Here is a 15,384-nt window from a genome sequence, read left to right as displayed (position 1 = left end):
GCACTTAGGATCACCGGCTATGTCGAGCTCCATACGCACCAAACGGGCCAGGGCGCTGGTCTCCGCGGCCGTCGTGGTCGCACTCACCGGCGTCGCCGCTTGTAACGGCGACAACGGCGACTCGGAGGGCAAGGGCAAGGAGTCCCCCTCCTCGTCGGCCCCCGGCACGCCGTCGGCCCCCGGCGCGCCGTCGGACTCCGGCCTGCCCGGCTCGCTCACCGGGCAGAAGCTGAGCTGGAAGTCCTGCCCGGCGCCCAGCACGCTGCAGGGCGGCGGCGGCAAGGCCCCGGGCAGCGCGTGGCAGTGCACGACGATGCGCGTCCCGCTGGACTACGCCAAGCCGGACGGCGAGACGATCGACCTCGCCCTGATCCGCTCCAAGGCCACCGAGCCCAGCAAGCGGATCGGCTCGCTCATCTTCAACTTCGGCGGCCCGGGCGGCTCCGGCGTGGCCACCCTCCCCGCCTTCGGCTCGGACTACAAGCGGCTGCGCGCCCGCTACGACCTGGTGAGCTTCGATCCGCGCGGGGTCGGCGAGAGCGCGGGCGTGAAGTGCCAGAGCGACAAGGAACTCGACGCGTCCGACTCCGTGGACGGCTCGCCCGACGACGCCGCCGAGCTCGCGGCCGCGACGGCGGACCAGAAGAACTTCGTCGCCGCGTGCGAGAAGAACTCCGGCAAGGTGCTCCCGCACGTGGACACCGTCAGCGCCGCCCGTGACATGGATCTCATGCGCGGCGTCCTCGGCGACAAGAAGCTGTACTACTTCGGCATCTCGTACGGCACCGAGCTGGGCGGCGTCTACGCCCACCTGTACCCCAGGAACGTGGGGCGCGTCGTGCTCGACGCCGTCGTCGACCCGACCGAGGACCCGGAGCGGGGCAACCTCGGCCAGGCGAAGGGCTTCCAGCTCGCCCTCGACAACTACCTCAAGGACTGCACCGCGAACGCGCTGACCTGCCCGCTCGGCAGCGACCCCGACAAGGCCGAACAGAAGATCGTCTCGCTGCTGAAGAAGCTCGACAAGCAGCCGCTGCCCACCAAGAGCGGCCGCGAACTCACCCAGGACCAGGCCGTCAGCGGCATCGCCGCCGCGCTGTACAGCAAGGACACCTGGCAGTACCTGACGATGGGGCTGACCGAGGCCCTGCACGTGGGGCGCGGCGATCTGCTGCTCCCGCTGGCGGACTCCATGTCCGGCCGCGACCAGAACGGCCACTACAGCAACCAGGGACCCGCCAACGTCGCGATCAACTGTGTGGACGACAAGCAGCGCTACACGGTCGCCGACGTGAAGGCGAAGATGCCCGAGTACCGCAAGGCCTCGCCCGTCTTCGGCGAGTACCTGGCCTGGGGCATGCTCGCGTGCACCGACTGGCCGGTGGCGGGCAGGACCGACCACCCCGAGGTCAGCGCCCCCGGCTCGGCGCCGATCCTGGTCGTGGGCAACACCGGTGACCCGGCCACGCCGTACGAGGGCGCCCGGAAGATGGTCAAGGCGCTGGGCCAGGGCGTCGGGGTGGAGCTCACCAACAAGGGTGAGGGCCACGGCGCGTACAACGGCGGCAACGGCTGCACCACGAAGACCGTGGACGACTACCTGCTGAAGGGGAAGGTGCCGGCGGACGGCAAGGTCTGCTCGTAACCCCTCCCCCGCCCGGCATACGCGAGGGCCCCGGGACCGCTCCGATCCGAGGAACGGTCCCGGGGCCCTCGACGCTCCCGCGCCGGCACCGGGGAACGCGTCAGTAGACGGGCTTCTCCGGCTCGATCTGGTTGACCCAGCCGATGACACCGCCGCCCACATGGACCGCGTCCGCGAAGCCCGCGGACTTCAGGACGGCGAGGACTTCCGCGGACCGGACACCCGTCTTGCAATGCAAGACGATCTTCTTGTCCTGCGGAAGGTCCTGCAGGGCGGTGCCCATCAGGAACTCGTTCTTCGGGATCAGCCGGGCGCCCGGGATCGAGACGATCTCGTACTCGTTGGGCTCGCGGACATCGATGATGTCGATGTTCTCGCCGTCGTCGATCCACTCCTTGAGCTGCTTGGGAGTGATCGTCGAACCGGCCGCCGCCTCCTGGGCCTCCTCCGACACGACGCCGCAGAAGGCCTCGTAGTCGATCAGCTCGGTGACGGTGGGGTTCTCGCCGCAGACCGCGCAGTCGGGGTCCTTGCGGACCTTGACCTGGCGGTAGGTCATCTCCAGGGCGTCGTAGATCATCAGGCGGCCGACCAGCGGCTCGCCGGTGCCGGTGAGCACCTTGATGGCCTCGGTGACCTGGATCGACCCGATGGAGGCGCACAGCACGCCGAGCACGCCGCCCTCGGCGCAGGAGGGGACCATGCCGGGCGGCGGGGGCTCCGGGTACAGGCAGCGGTAGCAGGGACCGTGCTCGGACCAGAAGACCGAGGCCTGGCCGTCGAAGCGGTAGATCGACCCCCACACGTACGGCTTGTTCAGCAGCACGCACGCGTCGTTGACCAGATAGCGGGTGGCGAAGTTGTCCGTGCCGTCCACGATCAGGTCGTACTGGGAGAAGATCTCCATCACGTTGTCCGCTTCGAGGCGCTCCTCGTGCAGCACGACGTTGACATACGGGTTGATGCCGAGCACCGAGTCGCGCGCGGACTCCGCCTTGGAGCGGCCGATGTCCGACTGGCTGTGGATGATCTGGCGCTGCAGGTTGGACTCGTCGACCTCGTCGAACTCGACGATGCCGAGGGTGCCGACACCGGCCGCGGCGAGGTACATCAGCGCGGGCGAGCCGAGACCGCCCGCGCCCACACACAGCACCTTGGCGTTCTTCAGCCGCTTCTGGCCGTCCATCCCCACATCAGGGATGATCAGATGGCGTGAATACCTGCGGACCTCGTCGACGGTGAGCTCGGCGGCCGGCTCGACCAGGGGTGGCAGCGACACGGGGACTCCGTAGTGGGTGGGAGCAGGGTTCTTCTCCTGGTAACACTGCCATGGCCCATCTCATTCCGAGACGGGCGGTCCGGCCAGCGAGACAGAACCGTCCCATCACCCGGGCACCGCCGCCGGCCCCCGGCACCGCCGCCGGCCCGCTCCTCAGATACGGCACGCCGCCTCCATCCAGATGTCGGCCAGGGACTCCTCCAGCGCGATCCTGGAGCGCCAGCCGAGCCGGTCCCGGGCGGTGCGCACATCCGCCTGCTGCCAGCTGCCGCAGCCGTCCGGATACGGATACCCGGCGGCGCCGCCCACGTGCTCGACCGGCGGCCCGGCCGGGCCCGGCACCACCGCGTGGTGCGGCCCGCGCCCCGGCGGCGCGTCCACCTCGTGCAGCGTGCCGCCGAAGCCGGCCACCCGGGCCAGCACGGCGGCCGCGTCGCGCAGCCGTACGGCGCGTCCGCTGCCGATGTTGACGACCCCCTGCGCGGCCGAGAGCGAGGCCGCGTGGACCGCCCGCGCCACGTCCCGGACGTCCACGAAGTCGCGCTGCACGCCCAGGCCGCTCAGCTTCAGCTCCCCGTCGCCCGCCTGCATCGCGCGGCGCATCGCCTCGGCCAGCCGGCCCAGCGGCGACCCGGCCGGGGTGCCGGGCCCGACCGGGGAGAACACCCGCAGCACCACCGCGTCCAGGCCCGACCCCAGCACCAGCTCGGTCGCGGCCAGCTTGCTCACCCCGTACGGGCCGCCGGGGCGCGGCACGGCGTCCTCGGCCGTCGAGGAGCCGGGCTGGGACGGCCCGTACTCGGAGGAACAGCCGAGCTGGACCAGGCGGGCGCCGCAGCCGCTGCGCCGCAGCGACTCGCAGATCGTCGCGACCGCCACGGTGTTGTGCCGGGTCAGCTCGCGCGCCCCGCCACGGGTCGCGCCCGCGCAGTTGATCACCACCCCGGGGTGGACGGCGTTCAGGAAGCGGGTCAGCGCGCCGGGGCTGCCGGTGGACAGGTCGAACCGCACGTCGGCGTCGTCACCGCGGCCGAGCGCGGTGAGCTGGACGGCGGGGTCGGCGAGCAGGTGTTCGGCGACGTAGCGGCCGAGATATCCCCCGGAGCCGAGCAGCAGGACCCTCATCGGTCACGCTCCTGGGGCTGGGGGGCGGTCATGCCGTCGCTCATGTCATGTGCTCCTTGTCGTGGTGGGCGGAGGGGGGCGGCGGGTTCGGAAGCGGTGAGGCGGTCGGCGCCCGGACCGTGGGCCGAGGCGCGGGAGAGCGCGGCGAACGCGTAGGCCAGCAGCGCGAGGGCGGTGGCTCCGCAGACCGCGGCCGGGACGGTGACGGGCCCGCAGGCGGCCGACGCCCGCGCCACGGCCTCGCCGGCCCTCTCGCCTCCCGGCAGCCGGCCGGCCGCGGTACCGCACACCACCGCGGCCTCGGCCAGGCAGGCGGCGGCGGTGCCGAGCGCGGCGGCCCGGCGGTAGCCGTGGACGGCGAGCAACCGGGCCACGAACAGCACGACGCACAGGGCGACGACGGCCCCGGCGGCGGTGTCGGCCGTGGGGAGGGTGCCGGCGGCGGCCCTCGGGGCCGGCTCGGGCGGGCGGCCGGGCAGGGCGAGCCGCACCCCGGACACCAGCGGCGGCAGGGCGCACAGGAACAGCGCCACCGTGCCGGCGAGCAGCGGCCGTACACCCGCCGCGAACTCCGCCAGCCCCCGGCTGCCCGCCAGCCCGCGGCGCGCCCGCCGGGCGAACCACCGCGCGCACCAGGCGGCCGGCGCGAGCGCAAGCGCCAGTACGACCGCGGCCTCCGCGGCGGCCGCGGCGCCGAACGGCCGCCATACGCCGGTCCGCACCCCGGCGAGCAGCCAGTCACCGCCGAGGGCGAACGCGACGAGCCAGCCGACCCGGCACACCCCGGTCAGCCGCGCGGCGACCCCGCCACCCCGCGCCTTCAGCGGCCCACGGGCCAGACACAGCCACAGCGCGGCGGCCACCAGCACGGCGCCCCCCGCCCCGGCGGCGACCCGCGCCCCGGGCGCCGCGGCCCCCGCCCTGGCGAGCCCGACGGCGATCGCCGCGCACAGCGCCCCGGGCACCAGGTGCAGCGCGCCCAGCGCCAGCCGGCCGCCCAGGCGCCCGCGCGGCGGCCCGGCCGGCGGATCGGTCTGCGTGTCGGTCGGCGGGGCGGGCGGGCCGCCGCTCTCGCGGGGGACCCGCGCGTACAGCTCCTCGGCGAGCGCGAAGACGTCACGGTGCCGGAAGCGGGCGGCGGTCCGGTCCGTCATGCCGTGGGCCTCGAGCCCGGCCGCGATCTCCAGCGGATCGACCGCGCGGGCGCACAGGTCGCGGTGACGGTGCAGCAACATCCGCACCGGGTCCGCGGACCCCCCTCCCACGAACACCGCACCGGCGGCCCGCGGCTGCGGCTTCCCCTCCGGCCTCCCCTCCAGCCGCGCCCCGGCCGCGTCCCCCTCGGCCGGGTCCCTCTCAGCCGCGTCCCCCTCGACCGCGTCCCCCTCCTCCGAGGGCCCGGCGACCTCCTCCGACGGCCCGGCGAGGAGCGCGCGGGACGGCGCGTTCCACCCGCCGGGGCTTCGGGGAGTGCGCGCGGCGTCCGGCTGGGGGGCGGGGTGGGGGACGGGATCCGCTCCGGGCGGGCCGGGCGGGGTCATGGGCGGGCCTCTTCCGGCAGCCGCGGGCCCACTCCCAAGGGTTCGGGGTCGTGCGGGGCGGTGGCCCAGGTGGGGGTGTGGTCGGCCGTCGCGGGGGCCTCGCCGCGGCGCCCCGCCCAGCGGCCGGGGATGTGGGCCTCGGCCGGGCGGGCGAAAGGCACGGGCTCGCCGTCCTCGTCGGTCTCGTCCCGGCGCACCGGGCAGTGCGACATGAGCTCCAGATAGATGCCCCGGAACGCCGCCACGTTCTGCTCGGTGGTGAACAGCTCCAGCGCGCGGGCGCGCGCCGCGGCGCCCAGGCGCGCGCGGCGCTCGGGGTCGCCGAGCAGCGCGAGACAGGCGTCGCCGAGCGCGCGCGGGTTGCGCGGCGGGACGACGAGGCCCGTGCCGCCGATGACCTCGCATACCGCGCCGACGTCCGTCGACACCGTGGCGCGCCCGCAGAACATCGCCTCGACGAGTCCGACCGGGAAGCCCTCGACCACGCTGGACAGCACCACGACGCAGGCCGCCGCGTACGCCTCGGCGGCGGACGGCAGCTCCGGGCCGCCCAGGCGCTCGAAGGACACCGGGTTGTCGCCGACCGTATGGGCGTCGGCGGCCTCGTCGGGGAAGAGGTGGGCGGCGAGGGCGCGGCAGTGGGCCGGGTAGTCGGCGGCGCCCGGGGCGGGGCGCCCGGTCTCGACGAGGCGCAGCCGCGCCCGGGGCACCGCCCGCCGCACCTGGGCGAAGGCGTGCAGCAGCGCCACGACGTCCCTGGCGGGCTCGAGGCGGCCCAGCCACACCAGCGTGCGGCCGTCGTCGGCCGCCGCTCCGGTGCCGGCCACGCCACCGAGCCCGCCGGGGCGGCCGGCACCGCGCGCGCCGCCCGCCCCGCGCTCGCCCACCTCCGCGAAGCGGCTCGCGTCCATGCCCGGGTAGACGGTGCGCAGCCGCTCCGGGGCGGCCCCGCAACGCTCCTGCCAGCGGCGCACATGGGTGTTGCCGGGGGTGACCAGCGCCGCCCGGGCGTACGCCTCGGCGGCCAGCCGCCCCTGGAACGAGGCGAGCAGCGTCCGCACCGGCCCGGAGTGCGCCGCGCTCCTGGGCGCGGCGGGGCGGGCGGCGCTCGCCAGGTAGTACTCGCGCAGCCGTACGCCGTACTCGGTGACCAGGAGGGGGGTGCCGAAGAAGCGCCGGGCCAGCAGCCCCGGGAGCGCGGCCGGGCCCGCCGAGGCGGCGTGGCACAGGTCCACACCGGACAGGCCGGGTCCGGCCGTGGCGCCGGAGCCCTCGCCGTGGCCGTCGCCGTACCAGTCGAGCGACAGCGGGCGCAGCGCGCGCTCCAGCGCTCCGGCCAGGGTCAGCAGGTCGGCGACCCGCGCCTGGTGCGCGCCGTGGAGGGCGCCGGGGGTGTGGCAGGCGCGCTCGAGGGCGCGTACGGCGGTCTCGGAGCGCAGCGCGGCGGGCAGCCCGCCGTGCTCCCGGGCCAGGTCGGCGAGCCCGTACAGCCCGCTGGCGAAACGGTCCGCCTGGCGTCCGTCGGTGTAGCCCGTGCTGTCGATACCGCCGGCCCGCTCGGCCCGGCCCGTCTCGGGGACAGCGGGGGCAGCGGGGGCGTCGAGGGAAGCGGGGACAGCGAGGGCGACCGGGCTCCCGGGGCCGCCCGGCGCGCTGATCGCCGCCGCCAGCTCCCCGAAGCACTCGGCGAACCGGCGCCGCTCGCGCCGCCCGTATGACTCCCGTCCCCGGCGCGGCGTCCCCGCGACCTCCCCCCACAGCGGCGCGGTGCGGACCCGCCGGACCGCGCCGGGCAGCTCCATGAAGCCCCCTGACGCCTGGCGGGGGCTCCGGCTGAGTGCGTAGACCTCGAACTCGTGCTGGTCGAGCCCCCGCACCAGCCGATCGCACCACACTCTCGCCTCACCGGTCGCGTATGGATACCCACCCTCCGTGAGCAGTCCCACGCGCATGAGCGCACCCCCGATCTCCCCTGTCGGCAAGCAGTCGCGCCGCCGTCCGGCAGCGGCAGCACGTTATGCGGGCGGGGTGGTGGCGCGACGGACGGTTGTCCGTCGCGCCACCGGAAGGGGTGAACGCTCGTGACTTTCCCGGGGGTCAGGCGTTGCGGGGCGGTACGGGCCGCGCGCGGCGGCAGCGCGGCCGCCGTTCAAGGGCGCGCCGCCGCCGTTCAAGGCGCGCGGCCGCCGTTCAAGGGCGCGCGGCCGCCGTTCAAGGGCGCGCGGCTGTGGGTGACGGGCGCGCGCCCGTGGTTGACGGGCGCGCGTGGGGAAGGCGGGGGACGACGCGCGGGGCGCCTACTTGGGGTACGGCCAGGCGTTCGGCCGACAGGTCGCCCCGTCCGTCGTCAGGAACTTGGTCTGCTGCATCATCACCGGCGCCAGCGCGCCCTGCCGCGAGCAGTACTCGTGGTTGTGCCCGAGCCGGTGGCCCACCTCGTGGTTGATGAGCATCTGCCGGTACGCGTGCATCCTGTCGTCGCCGAAGGTCCGGGCGCCCTGCGCCCACCGATAGGCGTTGATCATCACGCGCTCGGTGGAGGCCGAGTCGCAGGAGACGTTGTCCTGGGTGATGTCCAGGCCGGACTTCGCGCACCACTTCGCGGTGGTGCCGGGGCTGGCCAGCGTGATCACGAAGTCGGCCCGGCCGGAGGAGACCCGGTCGAAGGAGCGGGTCCCGCCGTGTCCCCAGCTGCGGTCGTCGTTCAGCGTCTTGTGCACGGCCTTCGCGAACAGCTCGCCGTCCAGCGGCAGCCCCTTCTCGACGTCCACGCGATAGCGCAGCACCTGGCCCCGGCCGGTCCCCTTGTCATGTCCGGGGATGGTCTTGAACGCCCCGGATCCGCTCAGCTTGGGGTCCAGCGGGAACTTGAGCGCCATCACCGCGTCGTACGAAGTGGCCGTGGGGGTCGGTTCGGCCGAGGCGGAGGCCGTCGCCCCGCCGCCGCGCCCGTCGTCGCGGTCGCCCGGCGCGTCGGAGCGCCCGGCGCCGCCCGGGGACCGCGCGGTGTTGCCCTCGTCCTGCGGCCCACCCGCCACCTGTCCGGCGACCACGACCGCCAGCACGGTGGTCACGGCCGCGGCGGCCACACCGGTGAACGTCCGCGTCCTGCCGCCCTTGGCGTGCCCGCCCGCCTCCCGGGGCTCCTCCGCGCCCTCGGCGGTGTCGGTGCCGCTGCCGCCGTCGTGCGTCCCGCCCGCGTCGGCGCCCGTACGGCGCCGCGCCCGCGCCGCGCCCGGGGCGCCTGCGGCGAAGACGTCCTCGCCGTCGCAGTCGAGGGCGTCGGGGGTGTCGAATGCCTCGACGTACTCCTTGCGCGGACCGGGCATCAGGCCGCCCGCCGCCACGCCGGACGGCGCGCTCACCGTCCGCGCCCCGAACGACGCCCGCGCGCCGCCGGGAGCGGCCCCCGGACCACCCCGCCGCGCCGGCCCACCGGGTCCGCCGGCACCGCCGGGGCCGGTGAATCCACCGGGCCCACCGGGACCGAACCCACCACGACCGCCGGGCCCGCCGGAGCCCCCGAGTCCACCACGGCCGCCAGGCCCACCGGGACCGCCGAAACCACCGGGGCCCGCGGGAACACCGGGCCCACCGGGACCGAACCCACCACGACCGCCGGGGCCACCAGGACCCCCTCGGGCTCCGGAACCCCCGGGTCCGCCACGACCGCCGCCCCCCGCAGGGCCGCCCGGCCCGCCCGGACCAGCCAGTCCGCCCGGCCCACCCGCGCTGCCCAGGGCGCCCCAGCCGCCTCCCTGCTCGCGGTGTTCCGGGTGCCCGCTGCGGGCCCGTGGCACGGCGGGCTCCTGCGGACGCATGCGCGGCACGCCCTGCGGCGGTGTCACCGCGGGATCCGCGCCCGGCCCCGGCACCACCCGCCGCCTGCGGCCGGTGCCCGGGGCCGCGGCCGCGCCGGGCGCCACGTGCTCCACGAACTCGGGACCGGAACCGGGCCCGGCACCCGTGCCGGGGCCGGCCTGCCCGGACCGGCGGTCGCGGCCCTCCTGGCCGCCACGTGCGCTGTGTTTACCCACGCGCCGCACCGCTCCCGTCCACGCCGGGCACCGGGGCGACCCGTGCGTCCGGGTCGCCCCGGCGGCCGCCGTACTCCCGGCCCTCCCGGCCCTCTCGTCCTGCCACGTCGTCGAGCAGCTCGCGCATGCCCTGCGCCACTGCCTCCGGATACTCCATCATCGCGACGTGCCCCGCGTCCACCAGCGTCAACAGCCGCGAGTCGCGGAAGGCCGCGCCGGCCCGCCGCGCCACCCGGAAGGACACCAGCTGGTCGCGCATGCCGTAGACCAGCAGCGTCGGCGCCAGCACCCGCTCGGCCTGCCGCCACATCGAGTGCTGGCCGCCCAGCGTGTACGAGTCCACGAGGCCGCGCGCCGAGCGCGTGAGCGCGTCCCAGAAGTACGGGAGGGCCAGCCGCCGCTCGAACTCCTCGACCGCCAGCGCGAAGTTCTCCGCGCTGACCCGGCCCGGGTCGCCGTAGGTGAGCGCCATGACCTCGCGGGTGCGCCGCTCCGCGTCCCAGTCCTTGGTCAGCCGGGTGAACAGCCGTGTGACGCCGGGGATCGCGAGCAGGCCGGTGGGGATCGCGGTGCGCTGCGGGCGCAGTTCGGGCAGCGCGGGCGAGACGAGCGTGAGGGTGCGCACCAGGTCCGGGCGCAGCGCGGCGACGCGGGTGGAGACCGTGCCGCCCATCGAGTTGCCCACCAGGTGCACGGGGCCGCGACCGCTCGCGTCGAGGTAGCGGATCACGGCACGGGCGTGGCCGGCTATGGAGTAGTCGCCGTCGTCCGGCGGGGGCGAGTCGCCGAAGCCGGGCAGGTCGAGGGCCTCGCTGTCCAGCCGGTCGGCGAGCGGTTCCATCAGGAGGGACCAGTTCTGCGAGGAGCCGCCGAGCCCGTGTACGTACAGCGCGGGGGGCAGCCCGTCCCGGACCGGCAGGCGGGACCGTACGGTGAGAGTGAGACCCGGGAGGCGCGCGGTGCGCAGCTTCTCCCCCGCGCCGACGCGGACGGGCCGGGCGGGTGGGACCGCTGGGACGATGCGGGCATCCGGCGGCTCGGGCAAAGACATGCGGCAATGTTACGAGACGATCACGCAGGGAACCCTGTGTTGGCCCTCACAGACCACGTAGCGTCCGAAAGTGAGCTCTCCTAGGCTCGTATTACACAGGGACGATCACCGGGACCAGGGCCGCGGGACGAGCGGCCCGGACCCGGGCACCTGAGGAAGGGGAGAAATGACCGTCGACCCCAGCGACCCCGAGACCTTCGAGGAAACCGAGGCCACCGAATCCGCCGTGGAGGACGTCGAGGCTCCGGAAGTGGATGCCGCGGAGCAGCGCCAGGACCTCCTTCCCCGGCGCGACGAGCCCGTGAACGGCGACGGATCGATCGAGGTGAACGAGGCGGACCGGCTGGAACAGGCCCGGGTCGTCGAGGTGGACGAGGACGACTACCCATGACCTGCGCCATTTGTCAGCTTTTCATGGAGTCCGGTACGTGAAATTCTCCGTACGGACCGCGCGCGGGCCTGTTACCCAAAAGTACGATGGCGGGCGCGGTGGACACCGTGTACGGAACACTCATTGGGAGGCGGCGTGACAGCCATCGAGCAGACCGAGGCGCGCCCGCGGGGCACGCGCCTGCCGCGCCGAGCCCGACGGAATCAGCTCCTGGGGGCGGCCCAGGAGGTCTTCGTGGCGCAGGGCTATCACGCGGCGGCCATGGACGACATCGCCGAGCGCGCCGGGGTCAGCAAGCCCGTGCTCTACCAGCACTTCCCCGGCAAGCTGGACCTTTACCTGGCCCTTTTGGACCAGCACTGCGAGTCGCTGCTGCAGGCGGTGCGCACCGCGCTGGCGTCCACGACCGAGAACAAGCAGCGGGTCGCCGCCACCATGGACGCCTACTTCGCGTACGTGGAGAACGAGGGCGGCGCCTTCCGCCTGGTCTTCGAGTCCGACCTGACCAACGAGCCGGCCGTGCGCGAGCGCGTGGACCGGGTCGCTCTGCAGTGCGCCGAGGCGATCAGCGAGGTCATCGCCGAGGACACCGGTCTGTCGAAGGACGAGTCGATGCTGCTGGCGGTCGGCCTCGGCGGGGTCTCGCAGGTCGTCGCGCGCTACTGGCTCTCCAGCGAGAGCGCCGTCCCCCGGGAGACGGCGGTGCAGCTGCTCACCTCGCTCGCCTGGCGGGGCATCGCGGGCTTCCCGCTGCACGGGGCCGACGGCGGCCACTGAGCCGCGGGGGCGGCTGGGAGCGGCCGGGGCGCGTGTTCGCTGCGGGCGTGCGCCCGGGCGGCCCGGCCGGTCTCCGCGCCCGGCTAATGTGTGCTGCGTACGGCGCGGCTGGCCGCGCACCCAACTGACCGTCGGAGGGACAAAGCCGTGGAGGTCAAGATCGGCGTGCAGCACGCGCCCCGCGAGATCACCTTGGAGAGCGAGCAGTCTGCCGAGGAGGTCGAGCGTGCGGTGGCCGACGCGCTCGCCGGCAAGGCGCAGCTGCTGACCCTGGTGGACGACCACGGCCGCAAGGTCCTGGTCCCGGCCGACCGGCTCGCGTACGTCGAGATCGGCGAGCCGACCGTCCGCAAGGTCGGCTTCAGCGCGCTCTGAGCGTCCGCGCCAAAGCCAACAGCCGCGGGGCCCGGTGGAGGATCCACCGGGCCCCGCGGCTTTTGCATGCCACGTTTCGATGTTTCGCATGTTTCGCATGCGGCCTTCAGGGCCACGCCCGGGTACGGAGGACCCCCTTCGGGTGTGGGTGGGGCCGCGCAGGGTTGCCCACCCCCGGGCGGGGGTAGTACGGCCTCGACCGGGGCTCGGCACCGATGTATCAGCAGGCCGCGGTCCCGATCCGCTCACGGGAAGGACGCACCATGATCTTGGAAGCGCTCGGCTCCGTACTGATCGGTCTCGCCATCGCGTACGGGGCAGGCCGCTGGCAGCCCCGGAGGTTCCACTCCAGGCGTCTGCTGCTGTCCACCGGCCCGGCCGCCGCGCTGCTCGGCGCCCTGCTCAGCCACACCGTGCTGGGCGCGGGCCACACGCCGACGGTGCTGGTCGTCGCGCTGGGATTCGCGGTGGCGCTGCTGTCGCTGCTGGTCCGCCCGGCCGGCAGGGTCCGCCGCTCCGCGCCGGCCTGAAGCCGGGCCGCACGACAGGTACGCGCGCCGCGGCCCGCACCCCCGGGGTGCGGGCCGCGCGCCGCCGCCGCTGTGCTTGAGGGCTCAGGACGCCAGGCCCAGCGCGAGGGTTCAGGACGCCAGGCCCAGCGCGAGGGCTCAGGACGCCAGGCCGAGCGCGGCCATCCGCTTGGTGTGCGCCTCGGTGATCCGGGAGAACATCCGGCCGACCTCCGCCAGGTCGAAGCCGTCCGCCACCCCGCCCACCAGCATCGTGGACAGCGCGTCCCGCTCCGCGACCACGCGCTGCGCCTGCGAGAGCGCCTCGCCCATCAGCCGCCGCGCCCACAGCGCCAGCCGCCCGCCGACCCTCGGGTCCGCCTCGATGGCCGCCCGCACCTTCTCCACCGCGAACGAGGCGTGGCCGGTGTCGTCGAGGACCCCCAGCACCAGGGCTCGGGTGTCCGAGTCCAGCCGGGCCGCCACCTCGCGGTAGAAGTCGCTGGCGATCGAGTCGCCCACGTACGCCTTGACCAGGCCCTCCAGCCAGTCCGACGGCGCGGTCTGGCGGTGGAACCCGTCCAGCGCCGCCGCGAAGGGCTCCATGGCCGCCGTCGGCTGCTCGCCCACCTCCGCCAGCCGGTCCCTGAGCTGCTGGAAGTGGTGGAACTCGGCGGACGCCATCTTCGCCAGCTCCGCCTTGTCCTCCAGCGTGGGCGCCAGCTTGGCGTCCTCGGCCAGGCGCTCGAAGGCGGCCAGCTCGCCGTAGGCGAGGGCGCCGAGCAGGTCCACCACGGCGGCGCGGTACTGCGGGTCGGCGGCCGCCCGCGCCCAGTCCTGGGCGGCGATTCCGGCGGGCTCCCCGTCGGCGTGTCCCTCGGTGCGCTCCCCGGCGGCGGGGCCGTTCTCCGGTGTGTCAGACGTCTCCATGGTGCGCACAATAGCCCGCTGAGCGCCCCGGGGAGGGCCCTGGTCAGCCATGGCCGACCGGCGGGCGTACCCGGCATCCCGGTCACAGATGCGCGCTCACGGGGTACAGTGGTAAAGGCGCCCGCCGAGTATCGGCGGGTCGTTCCACGCATACGGATGCCCGGTCGGTGGCCCGATCGGCTCCAAACCGACCGCCCTCCGCGCGGCGCGCATGGAATCGTGCGCACGGCAGGAGGGACCCGCTCGCGGTATGAGCGCTCGAGCGAGGGCAGTGGTCCCGCGCCGGACCGGCCACCCCAAGGCCGGTCGTACTCGGGGCGCCGTGCGACCCCCTTCGCCGCCTCACGCCGCGTCTCACAGAAGAGGCAAGCATCCTGACCACTTTCCGAGACCTCGGGATCCTTCCCGAGACGGCCGAGGCCCTCGAGGCCGTCGGCATCACGTCCCCGTTCCCCATCCAAGAGATGACCCTCCCGGTGGCCCTCTCGGGCTCCGACGTCATCGGCCAGGCCAAGACCGGCACCGGCAAGACGCTGGGTTTCGGCCTCCCGCTGCTGGAGCGCGTCACCGTCCCCGCGGACGTCGAGGCGGGCCGGGCCGAGCCCGAGCTGCTGACCGACGCCCCGCAGGCGCTCGTGGTCGTCCCCACCCGCGAGCTGTGCCAGCAGGTCACCAACGATCTGCTCACCGCCGGCAAGGTGCGCGCCGTGCGCGTCCTGGCGATCTACGGCGGCCGCGCGTACGAACCGCAGGTCGAGGCCCTGAAGAAGGGCGTCGACGTGGTGGTCGGCACCCCTGGCCGGCTGCTCGACCTGGCGGGCCAGAAGAAGCTGCGGCTCTCCGCCGTGAAGAGCCTCGTCCTCGACGAGGCCGATGAGATGCTCGACCTGGGCTTCCTGCCCGATGTCGAGAAGATCATCCAGATGCTGCCGGCGAAACGCCAGACGATGCTCTTCTCGGCGACCATGCCGGGCCAGGTCATCTCGCTGGCCCGGCGCTATATGTCGCAGCCCACCCACATCCGCGCCACCGCGCCGGACGACGAGGGCGCGACCGTCGCCAACATCACCCAGCATGTCTTCCGCGCCCACTCCATGGACAAGCCGGAGGTCGTGGCGCGCGTGCTGCAGGCCGAGGGCCGCGGCCTGGCCATGATCTTCTGCCGTACGAAGCGGACCGCCGCCGACATCGCCGACCAGCTCTCCCAGCGCGGCTTCGCCGCGGGCTCGGTCCACGGCGACCTCGGCCAGGGGGCGCGCGAGCAGGCGCTGCGCGCCTTCCGCAACGGCAAGGTCGATGTGCTGGTGTGCACCGACGTCGCCGCGCGCGGCATCGACGTCGAGGGCGTCACGCATGTGATCAACTACCAGTCCCCCGAGGATGAGAAGACCTACCTGCACCGCATCGGCCGCACCGGCCGCGCGGGCGCGTCGGGCACCGCCGTCACCCTCGTCGACTGGGACGACATCCCGCGCTGGCAGCTGATCAACAAGGCGCTCGACCTGCCGTTCAACGACCCGGAGGAGACCTACTCCACCTCCGAGCACCTGTACGAGCTGCTGAACATCCCCGAGGGCACCACCGGCATCCTGCCCCGCGCGGAGCGGACCCGGGCCGGCCTGGACGCCGAGGAGATCGAAGACCTCGGCGAGACCGGCCCCCGTGGCGCCCGGGGCGGCCGCGGCCGCCGCGCGGCGGCCCCCGCCGAGGCGGCCCCCGCCCCG

Annotated in this window: 14 protein-coding genes; 6 read left to right on the top strand and 8 right to left on the bottom strand. The window is 74.7% G+C overall.

Features of this window, described 5'->3' with window-relative positions; genetic code table 11:
• The first annotated feature begins 19 nt into the window (after positions 1-19).
• Positions 20-1,645: an alpha/beta hydrolase gene (locus tag ABFY07_RS39415; RefSeq protein ID WP_346179079.1), complete on the top strand. Its 1,626-nt coding sequence runs from the start codon at positions 20-22 to the stop codon at positions 1,643-1,645.
• Between the two features lie 100 nt (positions 1,646-1,745).
• On the opposite strand, the gene moeZ is transcribed toward ABFY07_RS39415, so the two are convergent.
• The 7 genes from moeZ to ABFY07_RS39385 all read right to left on the bottom strand — a co-directional run bounded on the left by moeZ (position 1,746) and on the right by ABFY07_RS39385 (position 10,678).
• Positions 1,746-2,924 carry an adenylyltransferase/sulfurtransferase MoeZ gene (moeZ, locus tag ABFY07_RS39410; protein ID WP_346179078.1) on the bottom strand — a complete coding sequence of 393 codons (1,179 nt, stop codon included), beginning with the start codon at positions 2,922-2,924 and terminating at the stop codon, positions 1,746-1,748.
• A 153-nt stretch (positions 2,925-3,077) separates the two neighbouring features.
• Positions 3,078-4,049: an SDR family oxidoreductase gene (locus ABFY07_RS39405; RefSeq protein ID WP_346179077.1), complete on the bottom strand. Its 972-nt coding sequence runs from the start codon at positions 4,047-4,049 to the stop codon at positions 3,078-3,080.
• Positions 4,046-5,590: a hypothetical protein gene (locus ABFY07_RS39400; protein ID WP_346179076.1), complete on the bottom strand. Its 1,545-nt coding sequence runs from the start codon at positions 5,588-5,590 to the stop codon at positions 4,046-4,048. Before ABFY07_RS39400 ends, ABFY07_RS39405 begins: the two co-directional genes overlap by 4 nt.
• Positions 5,587-7,542, bottom strand: coding sequence for a DUF3492 domain-containing protein (locus ABFY07_RS39395; RefSeq protein WP_346179075.1), 1,956 nt, complete (start codon positions 7,540-7,542; stop codon positions 5,587-5,589). The genes ABFY07_RS39400 and ABFY07_RS39395 overlap by 4 nt, the downstream gene beginning before the upstream one ends.
• 345 nt (positions 7,543-7,887) lie before the next feature.
• Positions 7,888-8,955 carry a DUF3152 domain-containing protein gene (locus tag ABFY07_RS39390; RefSeq protein WP_428837089.1) on the bottom strand — a complete coding sequence of 356 codons (1,068 nt, stop codon included), beginning with the start codon at positions 8,953-8,955 and terminating at the stop codon, positions 7,888-7,890.
• Positions 8,952-9,317, bottom strand: a complete 366-nt coding sequence (locus ABFY07_RS43325; protein ID WP_428837088.1) for a hypothetical protein — start codon at positions 9,315-9,317, stop codon at positions 8,952-8,954. The genes ABFY07_RS39390 and ABFY07_RS43325 overlap by 4 nt, the downstream gene beginning before the upstream one ends.
• 302 nt (positions 9,318-9,619) lie before the next feature.
• On the bottom strand, positions 9,620-10,678 hold the full coding sequence (locus tag ABFY07_RS39385) for an alpha/beta fold hydrolase (protein WP_346179074.1): 1,059 nt from the start codon (positions 10,676-10,678) through the stop codon (positions 9,620-9,622).
• Positions 10,679-10,844: 166 nt separating this feature from the next.
• On the opposite strand from ABFY07_RS39385, the gene ABFY07_RS39380 reads away from it, so the two are divergent.
• The 4 genes from ABFY07_RS39380 (at position 10,845) to ABFY07_RS39365 (ending at position 12,751) form a co-directional block, all read left to right on the top strand.
• Positions 10,845-11,069 carry a hypothetical protein gene (locus ABFY07_RS39380; RefSeq protein ID WP_346179073.1) on the top strand — a complete coding sequence of 75 codons (225 nt, stop codon included), beginning with the start codon at positions 10,845-10,847 and terminating at the stop codon, positions 11,067-11,069.
• A gap of 135 nt (positions 11,070-11,204) precedes the next feature.
• A complete protein-coding gene (locus ABFY07_RS39375; protein ID WP_346179072.1) occupies positions 11,205-11,846 on the top strand; it encodes a TetR/AcrR family transcriptional regulator in 642 nt (213 codons plus the stop codon).
• Positions 11,847-11,993: 147 nt separating this feature from the next.
• On the top strand, positions 11,994-12,221 hold the full coding sequence (locus ABFY07_RS39370; protein ID WP_065964155.1) for a DUF3107 domain-containing protein: 228 nt from the start codon (positions 11,994-11,996) through the stop codon (positions 12,219-12,221).
• A 263-nt stretch (positions 12,222-12,484) separates the two neighbouring features.
• Complete coding sequence (locus tag ABFY07_RS39365; protein ID WP_065964153.1) at positions 12,485-12,751, top strand: hypothetical protein; 267 nt, start codon at positions 12,485-12,487, stop codon at positions 12,749-12,751.
• Positions 12,752-12,889: 138 nt separating this feature from the next.
• On the opposite strand, the gene ABFY07_RS39360 is transcribed toward ABFY07_RS39365, so the two are convergent.
• On the bottom strand, positions 12,890-13,660 hold the full coding sequence (locus tag ABFY07_RS39360) for a ferritin-like fold-containing protein (protein ID WP_065964152.1): 771 nt from the start codon (positions 13,658-13,660) through the stop codon (positions 12,890-12,892).
• A 464-nt stretch (positions 13,661-14,124) separates the two neighbouring features.
• On the opposite strand from ABFY07_RS39360, the gene ABFY07_RS39355 reads away from it, so the two are divergent.
• Positions 14,125-15,384: DEAD/DEAH box helicase (locus ABFY07_RS39355; RefSeq protein WP_346179071.1), on the top strand; the 1,260-nt coding region annotated here is incomplete at its 3' end.

Origin of the sequence: Streptomyces sparsogenes subsp. cuspidosporus (assembly GCF_039532705.1) — a bacterium.
In the GTDB taxonomy this organism is placed as follows: Bacteria; Actinomycetota; Actinomycetes; order Streptomycetales; family Streptomycetaceae; genus Streptomyces; species Streptomyces sparsogenes.
The sequence above is the reverse complement of the archived record's forward strand: the minus strand, read 5'-3'. Positions and strand labels throughout refer to the sequence as shown.

Excerpts from the sequence above, each read along its gene's own strand:
- ABFY07_RS39360 (WP_065964152.1), bottom strand. The coding sequence starts at position 13,660 with ATGGAGACGTCTGACACACCGGAGAACGGCCCCGCCGCCGGGGAGCGC.
- ABFY07_RS39405 (WP_346179077.1), bottom strand. The coding sequence starts at position 4,049 with ATGAGGGTCCTGCTGCTCGGCTCCGGGGGATATCTCGGCCGCTACGTC.
- ABFY07_RS39380 (WP_346179073.1), top strand. The coding sequence starts at position 10,845 with ATGACCGTCGACCCCAGCGACCCCGAGACCTTCGAGGAAACCGAGGCC.
- ABFY07_RS39385 (WP_346179074.1), bottom strand. The coding sequence starts at position 10,678 with ATGTCTTTGCCCGAGCCGCCGGATGCCCGCATCGTCCCAGCGGTCCCA.
- ABFY07_RS39395 (WP_346179075.1), bottom strand. The coding sequence starts at position 7,542 with ATGCGCGTGGGACTGCTCACGGAGGGTGGGTATCCATACGCGACCGGT.
- ABFY07_RS39400 (WP_346179076.1), bottom strand. The coding sequence starts at position 5,590 with ATGACCCCGCCCGGCCCGCCCGGAGCGGATCCCGTCCCCCACCCCGCC.
- ABFY07_RS39365 (WP_065964153.1), top strand. The coding sequence starts at position 12,485 with ATGATCTTGGAAGCGCTCGGCTCCGTACTGATCGGTCTCGCCATCGCG.
- ABFY07_RS39415 (WP_346179079.1), top strand. The coding sequence starts at position 20 with ATGTCGAGCTCCATACGCACCAAACGGGCCAGGGCGCTGGTCTCCGCG.